A 13,306-nucleotide genomic window follows, 5' to 3' on the forward strand; every position below is an offset into this window, starting at 1 on the left:
CCTTATCTATCGAAGATTTAAAGGCCATTGATCCCCGCATTGATGAATCGGTGAAAGTGGTTCTTTCTGTTGATGCTTCGGTCGCGTCTCGGAATAGCTATGGTGGCACTGCGCCAGATCAAGTCCGCGCCCGCATCCTTGATGCCAAAAAGGCCTTAGGGTTAAATTGATGCATCTTCGCTGGGCTATTATCGCAGGCTTATTGCCCGTAGCGTTTATTTTGGGCGGATGTGGTCAGCGTGGAACGCTTTCCATGCCGCCCGGCCATTCGCCGCAGGTAAAACCCGAAACCTCCCGCGTTATGCCTGATAGGCAGGATTTGATGAATCCTCCCAGTCAGGCGCGTCCTGATCGAACCCAAGATATTCTCTTACATTCGACGGTCAGAACTGAAGATTATTTTGATCTTCCGCCCCGCTAGAAAAGTTATACATATGACTCCTTTTTCGCTGAAAAACGGCACGCTTTGTGTCGAAGATATTCCGCTTCCTGAAATTGCTGCGCAATATGGAACGCCTTGCTATGTCTATGCCCATAGCTATCTGACAGAGCGTGCGCGCCGTTTTACCAAAGCTCTGGATGGGGCAGGAAAAGGAAAAGCCTTGGTGGCTTTTGCGGTGAAAGCCAATCCATCCCAAGCTATATTGGCTAGTTTCGCGAAAGAAGGCTTGGGCGCGGATGTCGTTTCTGCCGGAGAAATCCGTCGTGCTGTAGCTGCCGGTATGCCGCCAGAACGCATTGTTTTTTCCGGTGTCGGGAAAACCGCAGAAGAAATGCGTTATGCCCTCGAAATCGGTATCGGGCAATTTAATATAGAATCTGTTCCCGAAATTGAAATGCTGGCCAAAGTGGCGGCTTCTTTAGGGAAAATAGCCGCTGTTGCTTTGCGGATAAACCCTGATGTCGATCCGCATACCCATGCAAAAATTGCGACCGGAAAAGCGGACACCAAATTCGGCATTGCGGCTGAAGATGCTCTGTCTGCCTATGAAAAAGTAGCCAGCTATCCATCCTTGAAAATACAAGGGATTGCTAGCCATATCGGAAGCCAGATTACAGATCTTGCGCCTTTTGAAGCCGCCGCCGAACGTCTCTATGAAATCATTACGGCTTTAGAAAAAGCCGGTCATGTGATTGAAACAGCCGATCTAGGTGGTGGATTAGGTGTTCGCTATAAAGACGATCAGCCCGAACCACCCAGCATCGAAGCCTATGGTGAGATGATTAAACGCGTTACCAAAGGCTGGAATTGTCGCCTGATCTTTGAACCGGGGCGGTCATTGATTGCGAATGCAGGCATATTGTTATCGAAAGTTATTCGCGTGAAAGAAAGCAAGACGGCACGTTTTGTTATTCTGGACGCAGCTATGAATGATCTGGTTCGTCCTACGCTTTATGATGCCTATCATGAAATCAAAGCCGTTACGCCAAGCGCGCAGGTCTATCAGGCGGATATTGTGGGGCCTGTTTGTGAAACGGGGGATATCTTTGCCCGAAATCGCTCTATCCCCGCTGTGAAACCGGATGATCTGGTCGCTATTATGTCAGCGGGCGCTTATGGTGCAACGATGGCAAGTGCGTATAATTCCCGTCCTCTGGTTGCAGAAGTGATGGTCGCTGGCAATAAATCAGCGCTTATCAGAAAACGGCAATCAGTCGAAGATTTGATGCGTGATGAACAAAAGGTAGAATGGCTATAGGCCATCAGCTTATATTCATTTGCAACTTTTATGCTCAATCTTGCGTTATTCAAAGAGTCCCCTTGAATAACAGGGGATTATCTCCTTTGAATTACCTTTATTCTAACAGCAGAAAAGTTTTTTTATGAAACCTGTCCGTAAAGCAATTTTTCCTGTTGCCGGCCAAGGCACGCGCTTTTTGCCAGCGACCAAGGCCATGCCCAAGGAAATGCTGCCGGTCGTTGACCGCCCCTTGATTCAATATGCTGTCGATGAAGCACGGGCAGCCGGCATTGAAGAACTGATCTTTGTTACTGGACGTGGCAAGCAGGCTATCGAAGATTATTTCGATATCGCCTATGAATTAGAGGCATCCCTTAAAGCCAAAGGCAAAACCGGAATGCTAGATTTGCTGGAAGGCACGCGGGTGGCTCCGGGGCGTGCCTGTTTTATTCGGCAACAGGAACCGTTGGGCTTGGGACATGCTGTCTGGTGCGCCCGTGATTTGATCGGCGATGAGCCTTTTGCTGTTCTTTTGCCCGATGAATTACTTTGGAATCCTGAAAAGCCCAGTCTGGTGCAATTGGTTGAGACCTATAACCAGAAAGGGGGTAACGTCGTCACCGTGATGGAAGTCCCCGAAGAGCATACTCACCGTTATGGTATCGTTGATCCCGGTAAAACTGACGGCGAGGTTACCGAAGTTAAAGGTCTGGTTGAAAAACCAGAAAAAGCCCCTTCGCGGTTAGCCATGACGGGACGTTATATTCTCCAACCGGATATTATGCCTTTACTGGCACAGGATAATCGCGGTGTCGGTGGTGAAATCCAGTTGACGGATTCGATGGCACAGCTGATTGGGAAGCAACCTTTTCACGCTTGTCGCTTTGGCGGTATTCGCCATGACTGCGGTGATAAGGCTGGATTTATTCAGGCAAATGTTGCGTTAGCCTTGGAAAGACCTGATATAGGCCCTGCGGTTAGAGACTATCTACATCGCCAAAATTTTTAATCTAATGGATTAAGCCTTCTTTTCCTGACAGTAAGATGGCCTCACAGAGGTTGGCGAAGAAGGCTGATCTTTGTCAGGGGCTTGTTGTGGAAATTAAGGCTTATCTCATTCGGAAAGATGGAAGCGTCGACGACATCAATGTCGAAAAACTTTCATCTCTTCTCCCTTATGACAGCACTGACAGTTTTATCTGGATACGCCTTCAGGACAAACCGGCGGCGGTTGCCGAATGGTTGAGGCACCATACCCAGATTATAGAACCAACAATTTCCGCTCTAAGTGCCGTCGAGACGCGTCCCCGTTTCCAGATTATCGATTCTGGCGCCCTTATTAACCTTCGTGGCCTTGGTATTACGCCAAAAGATGACCCTGACGGGCTGATATCCATCCGTCTTTGGGTCGAACATTCTGTGGTTATTTCAGTCTGTTTTGATGTCTTGGCGGCTAATAATTCCATTATTGATGCCATGAATAAAGGCGCGATCCATGATCCGGGTGATTTAATTGCTCTGATTGCTGAAAAAGTATCAGATACGCTTGATCCCGTTGTCGCTGCTTTGGGTGATCGGGTTGATAATTGTGAAGCCCGTCTTAGTTCGGATGATGCTTGGGAAATGCGCCGGATCATTGCCTCGGTTCGTTCGCAGGCTATCAGCTATCGCCGTTTTGCAACCCCGCAGCGTCAAGCCCTTGAAACAATGGCCAATTCTCATCTCCCTTGGTTAGCGGATGATGACCGTATTCATTTGCATGGGGCTGCCGATTGTTTTGCTCGTATGGCCGAAGAATTGGAAGCTATTCGGGAGCGCGCTGCTTTATTGCATGAACAATTAACCGATCTTCGGTCAGAACAAATAGATACACGTGGTTTACTACTCTCTATTGTTGCCCTTATCTTCTTACCTTTGACGTTTCTAACCGGATTATTGGGTATGAATGTGGCTGGTATCCCTTATGCCAATGCGCCTTGGGCATTTAATGGGGTTATTGCAATTTGTGTCTTAATCGCGGTGGCTATCACGCTTTATTTTGTCCAGAAACAGTGGTTTCGTCGTTAAAGCCACAGAATGGCATTATAAATGTGCCGATTTTTTCTTTCTATTGGCTATTTTCTCGACAGGTGATTATTGCATTCATAAAGGAAAATCGAAGAGTCTTGGATGTAAATCCGATGAATAAGACGTTGATTTTTCGTTTTTTTTAAATGCTATATCTTGGTAATATTGGAAGCATTGTGCTGACATCAAATAGAGGGGGCTTTCACAGGTGAAGCACAAGTATTTATATCGATCTTTTCTGTTTCAAGCCTGTTTTTTGTCAGCCATGCCTTTGTTCGCCCAAAATGTGATGACGAATGAAGCCGTTTCCGCACCGCAAGCTAATGTCACCGGTAATGGGCAGACAGCTAATGCTCCTCGTCCGCAATCGCGCCGTGAAAATCTTAATTTAACGGAAAAACAGACCGCCTTTCTCAATCATTTGCTTGATAAGGCTGGGGATGATGGCCTGATCGGTGAGAAAAAAGAGGCCACTGCCCATCATTTGACAGGTGAAAGCCTGATTTCAGCCAGTCTTGATTATGCGCGTGCTATTCATAGCGGTCGGCTTTCTGCCGGTGATTTCGACAAAAATTGGGGTATGAAACCGGATCCCTACGATCCGTGGCCTGATTTTAAAAATGCAGTTAATAACAATACATTAGGCGACTGGGCTGCTAATTTACCGCCGCCTTACTCCGGTTATGCTGGTTTAAAAAATGGTCTGATCTATTATCGTGCCATCGCAGAAAAAGGCGGCTGGCCGGTCGTCCCGACTGGCGCTGATCTTACCGTTGGTAGCGATAATCCACGGGTAAAAACTTTGCGTCGGCGGCTCGCTATCGAAGACAAAGAATTACCGGATAATGGTTCTTCCCATTTTGATACAGCTTTGAGATCCGCTGTTAAACGAGCGCAGCAGCGTTATGGTCTCAATCCGACAGGAATTGTCTCTGGCCAAACATTGCAGGCTTTGAACCAGCCGGTGAAATCGCGAATCCATCAGATTATGGCGAATATGGAACGCTGGCGTTGGCTGCCTCGCAATTTGCCGGAAAATCGTATTCAGGTGAATGTTGCGGCCGCAGTGTTGACCCTGTTTGAAAAAAATCAGCCTGTGATGTCGATGAAAAGTGTAACGGGTCGTCCGGGGAATGAAACGCCTATGCTGCGTTCGACCATTTACAGCTTGGTCATCAATCCGCCTTGGAATGTGCCGGATTCTATCGCCAAGAAAGAATTATGGCCAAAAGAGAAAGCGCATCCCGGATATTTACAGGCCGCCGGTTTTAAAATTATCGGTGAAAGCGGTCAGGGGCAGCGTTTGCAGCAAAAGCCGGGTCCCAGAAATTCCTTGGGTCAGTTGAAGTTTGACTTCCCGAATAACTATTCCGTTTATCTGCATGATACACCGGGGCGGGGGGCTTTTAGTCGTTATGGCCGTTTAGAAAGTCATGGCTGTATCCGGCTTGAACATCCGGTCGCTTTAGGTGAACGCTTGCTGGCCGCCGATCCAGCATGGACAGGTGACCGCCTTCGGAGTGAAATTGATAAAAACGAAACCGAACGTGTCCGTCTGAAACAACCTGTTGCGGTTTTCCTATTTTATTGGACAGCTTTTGGTAATGGTGAAAATGCCCTTAGCTTCAGAAGCGATCCTTATAAATGGGATGAACTATTGGCACAAAAAATCGAAGCTATTGGGCAATCTGTTCAGGGACAATCCAACAATAATTGATTATGGCAGAGCCAAATTCTTATTCTTTTTTATATAGGGGCATTCTCCAGCTATGAATATGCACAGGTTAATAGCGATGGCCTTAGCCGCAGGGGTCGTTGTTACCGGTTGTTCTGATCATCATAAAAAAGCTGATCAAAATCAGGCTGATCATCACACCCCGTTAACTCCAACAGAGATGGAGCAGACGGAACCGCTTAGCAATACTGTGCCAGCAGGGCCGGATATTGGTCCTTTAAGTAGTGCGCCTGCGCCTGAAAAGCCTGTCAGTATGCCCGATGATGGCACCAAGGCGATGACCAAGAAATTGCCGAAAGATAAGGTTATTGATCGGGAAAGCGTTGATCTGCCGAAGCAAGGCTACGGGAAAACCTCTAAAGACAGCCAGATCATGTCTGATGCGATGGCAACCGGCATGACCACGCCCATGACAGCTCATATCAAAGATGGCGATCGTCCCGGCGAACCTTCGGTCAATGCTCAATATGACAATCAATATCACAAGAGCGTAAAAGAGCTCTCTCCCAGCAATGTGCTGGAGCCAGAAAATAAAGAGAAAAAAGAGGTCGAAGAAAAAGAGCAAGAAAAGAAACAGCTTGAAACACAGGCGGCTGAATCGAAAAAAAGCGCCGCGATTGCAGAATCTATTGCACGGGGTGCCCGCGGAAAATAACGTGATCCCGTTGATTTAGCCTGACGTTTTGGCGTCAGGCTTATTTTTAATAAAAAGCCTTTTCATGCCAGACATTATGAAGATGTTTTGGCCAATGCCATGGTCGCCATAAGATGACATCTATCGTTATTTCGTCATCGGGGCGCATCAATCTGGGGGCAAGGAAACGGGCGGCGGCCGCTACCCGTTTCAAACGGTGATAATCAATCGCTTGATCCAAATCCTCTTTTGACCGTCTGGTTTTTACCTCGATAAAATTCAAACATCGGCCGCGTCTGGCGATAATATCAATTTCGCCTGCTGGCGTTCTGACGCGGCGACCATGCTTGATGATATGCCAGCCGTGGAAGCGTAACCACCAGAGGCTTATGAATTCACCTAAACGCCCCAGTTTTTCAGCCTTTTTTCTGTTTATCCTTCTGTCCTTAGGCATCAGAAGAAGATTGTTGCCGTAGCTGCATGGCCTGATCATAGAGATCTTGGCGCGATAAACCCGTTTGTTTAGCAACCAAAGCTGCGGATTTTCCAACCGAATGATCTTTCAGAGCCGCTTCAAGCAAGGCTTTGATTTCATCCTCGCCGATTTCTGTTTTCTTATTCGCAGGGGAAACCAGAATAACCAATTCGCCTTTAGGCGGCTTTTCTTGATAATGGGTTATCAATTCGGAAAGGGGCGCTGTCTGACATTCTTCAAATTTTTTGGTAATTTCACGTGTAACGGCAGCTTCGCGATCGCCTAAAATTTGATGCAAGCTCGTCAGAACAGAGATCAAGCGCGCGCTTGTTTCGTAAAAAATAAGGGTTGCAGCAATGCCGGCAACCTCTTCCAAAGCTTTTTTTCTGGCATTTTCCTTAGGCGGTAAAAAACCGATAAAAAGGAAACGATCGGAAGGAAGGCCAGATAAGGTCAGCGCTGCAATCGCCGCACAAGGCCCCGGAATGGTGGTGACATAAGCCCCCATTTTTCGGGCATCCCGCACCAATTTAAAGCCGGGATCAGAAATTAAAGGTGTGCCTGCATCCGAGACCAAGGCAATCGCTTCATGGTTCAGGCGGGGTAAAAGTTGTGGCCTTAAATAATCGGCGTTATGATCGTGATAAGCGATCATCGGTCGTTTAATACCAATATGATGCAATAATTTGGCCGTTACCCGGCTATCTTCTACCGCAATAAGATCTGCTCTTTTCAAAATATCGGCAGCTCTTAAGGATAAATCTGAAAGATTGCCGATAGGGGTCGCAACAATATACAAGCCGGGTTGTAATTTGTCCGATTGCACATCTTGGGTGTTATCTTGAACAGGTAAAGTCATAGTCTCTTGTCATGGCAGAGGAGAGGCACCTACCGCAATGTATAAAAGAATGAGGTCAATATGAATGTTATTCGCTACCGGTTGAAAAAAAATATCCTTTTTTTATCCGGTTTGTTGTTAACCACCACGTTAGCAGCCTGCGGAGGTTCTTCCGTCTCTCATCCTAAAACTGCCTCCTCCAATAATCCCAATGCCTCTTCAATAAACAATCCGGCTAATCAAAACCAAAATGCCGATAATGCCTTCTCTGATAATGGAGGTAACGCTTCTGATATCGGGCAGATGCAAGCCGTCCATTCGGTAGCGGTTATTGTGCCGTTATCAGGAACTTTTGCAAATATCGGCCAATCCATTGCCAATACAGCCCAAATGGCGGTGTCTGATCTGGCCGACCGCCATACGGGGATAAAAATCACCTGCTATGACAGTGCAAAAGGCGCGGCTGAGGCTGTTAACAAAGCCGTTTCTGATGGTAACAAGTTAATCCTTGGCGGGGTTTTCCCCAGCGAAGCCCGAATGATGGCTTCGGCTGCCCGTAGTGCTCATATCCCGATGATTACCTTTTCTAATGACAATAGTGTGGCTGGAAATGGCGTTTATGTGATGGGTTTTTCGGTGGGTGCTGGTATTCAGCGGGTTGTCAAATATGCTTTGGATCACAGATTATCCCGCTTTGCAGCTCTTCTTCCCAATGGGGTTTATGGCCGGAAAGCCTCGGCTTCATTGCTGCGCACGGTTTCCAATAATGGGGGCAGCGTTGCGACCCTTTCCAATTATAACCGCACGCCACAGGAGATCAGTGACGCGGTAACCAAATTGGGACAGGATTATGATGCCGTTTTGATTGCGGATTCGCCCCGAATTGCCCGTGTCGCTGCGCCTTTACTCGTGAAGCAAGATGGCACGAAACCCCAGATATTGGGAAGCGAGCTTTGGTCTATTGATAATAATCTTAAAAATGTTCCTGCCCTTTATGGGGCATGGTTTGCCTCTGTGCCAGATGGGATGTTCCACCAATTATCTGGTAAATATAAAGCCCGCTATGGTGTTACTCCGCCGCGTTTAGCCAGCCTTGGCTATGATGCCATTTTGCTGGCGGCACGTATCTCTCCAAATTGGCCTTCTAATGGCGATTTTCCAGAAAAGAAGCTGTTGTCACCCAATGGTTTTATGGGCATTGATGGTGCTTTCCGCTTTAATAACCAAGCGATTGCCGAGCGGGCGTTAGCTGTCGAAAAAATATCGGCTAATGGTATTGTTGTTATTGACCCTGCACCGACCAGCTTTAGCAAATAATCAAAAGATATTGATTGTTTTTTAGAAAAAGACGTCTTCTATTATAATAGAAGACGTCTTTTTTATATCAATTTTAAAGGCAAAAGAGATGGCGTATTGGTGGGTTAATCATAGAAAAACCTATAAACAAGAAAAAGAGGGCGGCTATCTTTGGTCACCCAAAAAAAATACCAATGGCTATCGGAACCAATTCTATGAAAATATGAAATTCGCTTTAGTCGGCGATATTGTTTTTTCCTATGCCAATGGAAAAATAAACGATGTTGGTATTGTCAAAGAGAACGCCATCTCTTGCTCAAAGCCAAAAGAATTACAAGATTTTGATAAAGAACAATGGAGCGATGATGGTTGGGGAATTGCCATCACATGGCGATCTTTTCCTAAATCTTTTTTGCCCTCCGAACATTGTGATATGCTGACTTCTCTTTTACCTCAAAAATATTCGCCTTGGTCAGTTAAAAACAAAGGCGGCAATCAAGGCGCTTATTTAGCAAAGATTTCTCCCGATTTAGGGCATTTTATCCTTAATACCCAGCCCAAGACTTGGCTTGACGATCTTCAAAGCTGGATCTCTGATAGTCAGCTTAATGCCGAAGAGGCGCAAATCGAGGCGATTAAACAAGATACGTCACTGAATGAGACTGAACGTGAAGCCCTCATATTGGCAAGGCGGGGGCAGGGGCGCTTCCGTAGAAATTTGCAAGAGATAGAAGAGGGATGTCGTCTCACAGGGATAAAGGATAGCCTCCATCTGATCGCCAGTCATATTAAACCATGGCGAGACTGCTCATCTTCTGATGAGCGGGTTGATGGTCATAATGGCTTTTTATTGTCACCAAATGCCGACCATCTTTTCGATAAGGGGTATATTTCTTTCAGCAATGATGGTGATATTTTGATTTCCTCCCAGATGGATAGGAGAAATCTGGCTTTTTTGGGATGCACGAGTAATCAAAAAGTCTTGGGGAAAGCTTTTACGTCTAAGCAAAAAGAATATTTAGCCTATCATCGCGAAAATATTTTTCGATCTGAATAAAAAATTTAGCTTTATTGCGTCCTTTCATTGGCTTCGTTTGGGAGAATAAAATTTTAAGGTTGTTTCCTTGAAAGCTCAAAAGCGCTGTTTTTCTGTTAAAAGGAGGCTTGTGACTGAAAGAGTCCCGTTTCCTTGAGTGAAAAAATATTATAGAGGCAGAATATGGCCTCAAAATTTTCTCGTTCCTTGGTAATAGCCCTGACCGCTATTGCGATTTTACCCATGGCTGGTTGTGCCGGTCGGGGTAAAAAGAAGACTGATACCCGTTATGTCGCGCGGGATGTGGATACGCTTTATAATGCCGGTAAGCAAAGTCTGGACAGTGGCCAATATAAGGCTGCTGCGGCTTTCTTTGACGAAGTAGAGCGACAGCATCCTTATTCCATCTGGGCGCGCCGCGCCCAGTTGATGAGCGCTTTTTGTAATTATCGCGCCCGCAATTATTCAGCTTCTATCGCTTCGGCACAGCGCTTTTTATCCATTCATACGGGCAATAAAGACGCGCCTTACGCGATGTATCTGATCATGATGGATTATTATGAGCAGATTCAGGATGTGAATCACGATCAGCATACCACCCAGCTTGCTCTTGATTCTATGAATGACATTATCCGGCGGTATCCAGATACACCTTATGCCGCAGATGCCCGATTAAAGATGGATTTGGTTCATGACCATCTGGGCGGGAAAGAAATGGCCATTGGCCGTTTTTATGAGCAAAGTCGCCTGTGGCTTGCTGCAACGTTACGATTCCGGCGTGTTATTGATGAATATCAGACCACCACTTACGTGCCAGAGGCCTTGGAACGTTTAACGGAAAGCTATCTTGCTATGGGGCTTCGTGTGGAAGCTCGGAATGCGGCGGCAGTTTTAGGTGCCAACTTCCCCGGCTCGAAATGGTATAGTCGCGCTTATCGCCTTATCAAAGAGCATTACCCGCAGGCCTTTACGCAGGTGCATTTAGAAGCGCCTCAAAATGATACGCCGGATACAGCTAATAATATGGAGGATGACGATCATCCCAAGACGCCCTCTGCTGCGCCTTCACAGGATGATAAACTAACCGTGCCTTCGGATGATGTCGGCAGCCATGATGATCCAGCGGGACAAAGTCCGAGTAATGCGGCTTTGCCACCTATGCCTCCGATATCGGCACCTTCGGAAAATCTGACAGGGAATGAAGCGGTTTCTAATAACCCATAAAGGATAGAATCCTTTGCTCATAAAAAAAGCCGCCTTTGAGGCGGCTTTTTTTTAAAGGTAAAGCTAAAAGGATTACTTCCAGCTGGTCATTTCTTTTTTGACGATATCGACAATCGTATCGGGATCGTTGCGAATATCGACAACAAAAACACCTTCGTCAGCCGTCGGTTCTTCAAGCGTTTCAAACTGGCTATGCAGTAATTTCGGATTGAAGAAATGGCTGGAACGATGTGCTAAACGATCGGAAATCAGTTCTTCGCTACCTTTCAGATAGACGAAATGAACATCATGTTTATCATTTAACAGATCACGATAGACTTTTTTCAAAGCAGAGCAGGCAAAAACAACGTCATGTCCGGCTGCTTTTTCTTTGTCCATATAGTCGCGGATAGCGTGGAGCCACGGCCAACGATCTTCATCCGTCAGGGGAATGCCGTTAGACATTTTGTCTTTGTTCGCTTGCGGATGGAAATCGTCAGCATCCTGGAAATCGCAATGAAGATGCTTGGCAAGATCGGCACCGACCGTGCTTTTACCACAACCTGAAACGCCCATAACAACGATAATCATGACGCTTTCCTTTTTACTAATCTAACAGAAATCTGTTTCTTTACTTGATTGTAAAAGGTCTTTTTGAAGGAAGAAAGGCTTTGGTTAAAAAAGCCCTTCTTCCTTTAAAATATTAAAGACCCAATGCCTGAAGACCAAAGGTGAGGATCAGGGCTGCAATCGAAGCGATGGTGACAGAAACCGTCCATGTCTTAAAGGTCTGGCTGACTGTCATATTCAGATATTCTTTTAACAGCCAGAAAGCACCATCATTGACGTGAGACAAAATGGACGAACCAGCACCGATCGAAAGAACCAGCAATTCAGGGCTGTGGAAGCCCGGGGTGCTGAAGATAATCGGGGCTAACATACCGCCGGACATCGACATTGCCACCGTCTGTGAACCGGTTGCAACGCGGATAACCGCCGCAATGATAAAGCCGAGCATAATCGGAGACAGATGCATGACGTGAGACAGATCAGCCATGGCGGTACTGACACCGGCGCGATACAGAATTTCACTAAATCCGCCACCAGCACCGATCAGCAACAGAATGCCAGCCGTCGGGCCCAAGCAGTCATTGGTGAATTTCAGAAGGTCAGCACTGCTGAAACCACGCCAGAAACCCAAGGTGACCATGCTAACCAGCAAAGCGATAAGCAAGGAAACGACTGGATCACCCATGAAGTTCATGAAAGCACGAATATCATTGCCTTTAGGAAGGAAGATATTGGCGCCACTGGAAAAAACCATCAGCAAAACAGGAAGCAAAATCGAGAAAATGGTTAGCCAAAAACTTGGCAAATTTTTATCCTGATCGCTGCTACCTTCAAGACTTTCTGCAAAAGGGTTGTGGGCAGGCAGCTGAATGCGAGGCGTAATCCAGTTACCATAAAGAGGACCTGCAAGGATAGCAGCAGGGAAACCGACGATGAAACCGTAAAGAATGGTTTTACCCACATCAGCATGGAGCATTTCAACGCATTGCATTGAACCCGGATGCGGAGGCAGCAAACCGTGAACGGTAGCCAAACCGGCACAAAGCGGAATGGTTAATTTGACAAGAGAAATCCCGCTGGCACGTCCCAAGGTAAAGACGAGCGGAATCAACAGGATAAAGCCGACCTGATAGAAGATCGGAATACCCACGATAAAGGCAATGACCAACATCGCCCAATGGATAAGTTTAGGGCCGAAAATCTTGATCGTCGTTGTAGCGATACGTTCTGCACCACCAGACTCAGCCAAGATCTTACCAAGCATGGTGCCGAGTGCGATAACACTCGCCGTTGATCCGATACCGGAACCAAGACCATCTTGAAAGGCCGACAAAACTTTGGTTAAGGGCATGCCCGTTACGGCACCCATACCGATTGAAACTAAAATAAGGGAAACAAAAGGGTTTAGACGCCACTTTGCAATCATCAAAATAAGAATGATGATGGACGCCAATGCATATAAAAGGAGCATTGTTCCATTAGAGTGCATGGTTACTCATCCGTTCTTTTTTTGGTCAGGCCTTATGAAGACCTGACGCAAGATGCAGAAATTCCATCTATGGGAAAGCCAGCATTCAGTCTATTTTGCAAGAAAATAATGAAATTTTTTAAAATTAATAATAATTTTTAACTGTCTCTTAAGTATCAATTCTCAATACTCTGTATTTAAAATTAAATTTATTTACTTCTTATGTAAAAATTTTTACATTAAAATAATTTTTAATAAAAAAACATGTGACGGTTTAATTTAATTTAACAATATATTTAAAA

At 46.1% G+C, this 13,306-nt stretch carries 13 protein-coding genes and 1 pseudogene; 10 read left to right on the forward strand and 4 right to left on the reverse strand.

Annotated features, from left to right (window positions below):
• The 7 genes and pseudogenes from LDL18_RS02765 to LDL18_RS02795 form a co-directional block, all read left to right on the forward strand.
• A pseudogene (locus LDL18_RS02765) lies at window positions 1–170 on the forward strand (argininosuccinate lyase); the annotation flags it as partial.
• The gene (locus tag LDL18_RS02770) at window positions 170–421 is read left to right on the forward strand and encodes a hypothetical protein (RefSeq protein ID WP_011241509.1); all 252 of its coding nucleotides are present in this window, start codon (window positions 170–172) and stop codon (window positions 419–421) included. The pseudogene LDL18_RS02765 and the gene LDL18_RS02770, both read left to right, overlap by 1 nt.
• A gap of 13 nt (window positions 422–434) precedes the next feature.
• Window positions 435–1,700 (forward strand): diaminopimelate decarboxylase, encoded by a 1,266-nt coding sequence (gene lysA / locus LDL18_RS02775; RefSeq protein WP_296506891.1) that lies wholly within the window; start codon window positions 435–437, stop codon window positions 1,698–1,700.
• A 124-nt stretch (window positions 1,701–1,824) separates the two neighbouring features.
• Window positions 1,825–2,691, forward strand: a complete 867-nt coding sequence (gene galU, locus LDL18_RS02780) for a UTP--glucose-1-phosphate uridylyltransferase GalU (RefSeq protein WP_296506892.1) — start codon at window positions 1,825–1,827, stop codon at window positions 2,689–2,691.
• Between the two features lie 35 nt (window positions 2,692–2,726).
• Window positions 2,727–3,749, forward strand: coding sequence for a zinc transporter ZntB (locus LDL18_RS02785; RefSeq protein ID WP_365974590.1), 1,023 nt, complete (start codon window positions 2,727–2,729; stop codon window positions 3,747–3,749).
• A gap of 265 nt (window positions 3,750–4,014) precedes the next feature.
• Window positions 4,015–5,466, forward strand: coding sequence for a L,D-transpeptidase family protein (locus tag LDL18_RS02790; RefSeq protein WP_296506901.1), 1,452 nt, complete (start codon window positions 4,015–4,017; stop codon window positions 5,464–5,466).
• A 58-nt stretch (window positions 5,467–5,524) separates the two neighbouring features.
• Window positions 5,525–6,139, forward strand: coding sequence for a hypothetical protein (locus LDL18_RS02795; protein ID WP_224452971.1), 615 nt, complete (start codon window positions 5,525–5,527; stop codon window positions 6,137–6,139).
• Between the two features lie 46 nt (window positions 6,140–6,185).
• Here the strand turns inward: LDL18_RS02795 and LDL18_RS02800 are convergent, their stop codons facing one another.
• Window positions 6,186–6,572 carry a YraN family protein gene (locus LDL18_RS02800; protein ID WP_296506894.1) on the reverse strand — a complete coding sequence of 129 codons (387 nt, stop codon included), beginning with the start codon at window positions 6,570–6,572 and terminating at the stop codon, window positions 6,186–6,188.
• On the reverse strand, window positions 6,565–7,452 hold the full coding sequence (gene rsmI, locus LDL18_RS02805) for a 16S rRNA (cytidine(1402)-2'-O)-methyltransferase (protein WP_296506895.1): 888 nt from the start codon (window positions 7,450–7,452) through the stop codon (window positions 6,565–6,567). Before rsmI ends, LDL18_RS02800 begins: the two co-directional genes overlap by 8 nt.
• 60 nt (window positions 7,453–7,512) lie before the next feature.
• Here rsmI and LDL18_RS02810 point away from each other — a divergent pair, with 60 nt between their 5' ends.
• The 3 genes from LDL18_RS02810 to LDL18_RS02820 all read left to right on the forward strand — a co-directional run bounded on the left by LDL18_RS02810 (window position 7,513) and on the right by LDL18_RS02820 (window position 10,987).
• A complete protein-coding gene (locus tag LDL18_RS02810; protein ID WP_296506896.1) occupies window positions 7,513–8,748 on the forward strand; it encodes a penicillin-binding protein activator in 1,236 nt (411 codons plus the stop codon).
• Window positions 8,749–8,836: 88 nt separating this feature from the next.
• Window positions 8,837–9,784 (forward strand): HNH endonuclease, encoded by a 948-nt coding sequence (locus LDL18_RS02815; protein WP_296506897.1) that lies wholly within the window; start codon window positions 8,837–8,839, stop codon window positions 9,782–9,784.
• A gap of 162 nt (window positions 9,785–9,946) precedes the next feature.
• Complete coding sequence (locus LDL18_RS02820) at window positions 9,947–10,987, forward strand: outer membrane protein assembly factor BamD (protein ID WP_296506898.1); 1,041 nt, start codon at window positions 9,947–9,949, stop codon at window positions 10,985–10,987.
• A gap of 72 nt (window positions 10,988–11,059) precedes the next feature.
• Here the strand turns inward: LDL18_RS02820 and LDL18_RS02825 are convergent, their stop codons facing one another.
• Both LDL18_RS02825 and LDL18_RS02830 read right to left on the reverse strand, forming a co-directional pair.
• Window positions 11,060–11,557 carry a gluconokinase gene (locus LDL18_RS02825; protein WP_296506899.1) on the reverse strand — a complete coding sequence of 166 codons (498 nt, stop codon included), beginning with the start codon at window positions 11,555–11,557 and terminating at the stop codon, window positions 11,060–11,062.
• Between the two features lie 112 nt (window positions 11,558–11,669).
• The gene (locus LDL18_RS02830; RefSeq protein WP_296506900.1) at window positions 11,670–13,025 is read right to left on the reverse strand and encodes a GntP family permease; all 1,356 of its coding nucleotides are present in this window, start codon (window positions 13,023–13,025) and stop codon (window positions 11,670–11,672) included.
• Window positions 13,026–13,306 lie beyond the last annotated feature (281 nt).

Origin of the sequence: Zymomonas sp., from assembly GCF_020216885.1 — a bacterium.
Taxonomy (GTDB): Bacteria; Pseudomonadota; Alphaproteobacteria; order Sphingomonadales; family Sphingomonadaceae; genus Zymomonas.

Bases quoted from the DNA above. Each gene is read 5' to 3' on its own strand.
- galU (WP_296506892.1), top strand. From the start codon at position 1,825: ATGAAACCTGTCCGTAAAGCAATTTTTCCTGTTGCCGGCCAAGGCACG.
- LDL18_RS02815 (WP_296506897.1), top strand. From the start codon at position 8,837: ATGGCGTATTGGTGGGTTAATCATAGAAAAACCTATAAACAAGAAAAA.
- LDL18_RS02790 (WP_296506901.1), top strand. From the start codon at position 4,015: ATGCCTTTGTTCGCCCAAAATGTGATGACGAATGAAGCCGTTTCCGCA.
- LDL18_RS02830 (WP_296506900.1), bottom strand. From the start codon at position 13,025: ATGCACTCTAATGGAACAATGCTCCTTTTATATGCATTGGCGTCCATC.
- rsmI (WP_296506895.1), bottom strand. From the start codon at position 7,452: ATGACTTTACCTGTTCAAGATAACACCCAAGATGTGCAATCGGACAAA.
- lysA (WP_296506891.1), top strand. From the start codon at position 435: ATGACTCCTTTTTCGCTGAAAAACGGCACGCTTTGTGTCGAAGATATT.
- LDL18_RS02825 (WP_296506899.1), bottom strand. From the start codon at position 11,557: ATGATTATCGTTGTTATGGGCGTTTCAGGTTGTGGTAAAAGCACGGTC.
- LDL18_RS02770 (WP_011241509.1), top strand. From the start codon at position 170: ATGCATCTTCGCTGGGCTATTATCGCAGGCTTATTGCCCGTAGCGTTT.
- LDL18_RS02800 (WP_296506894.1), bottom strand. From the start codon at position 6,572: ATGCCTAAGGACAGAAGGATAAACAGAAAAAAGGCTGAAAAACTGGGG.
- LDL18_RS02785 (WP_365974590.1), top strand. From the start codon at position 2,727: ATGGCCTCACAGAGGTTGGCGAAGAAGGCTGATCTTTGTCAGGGGCTT.
- LDL18_RS02795 (WP_224452971.1), top strand. From the start codon at position 5,525: ATGCACAGGTTAATAGCGATGGCCTTAGCCGCAGGGGTCGTTGTTACC.
- LDL18_RS02810 (WP_296506896.1), top strand. From the start codon at position 7,513: ATGAATGTTATTCGCTACCGGTTGAAAAAAAATATCCTTTTTTTATCC.
- LDL18_RS02820 (WP_296506898.1), top strand. From the start codon at position 9,947: ATGGCCTCAAAATTTTCTCGTTCCTTGGTAATAGCCCTGACCGCTATT.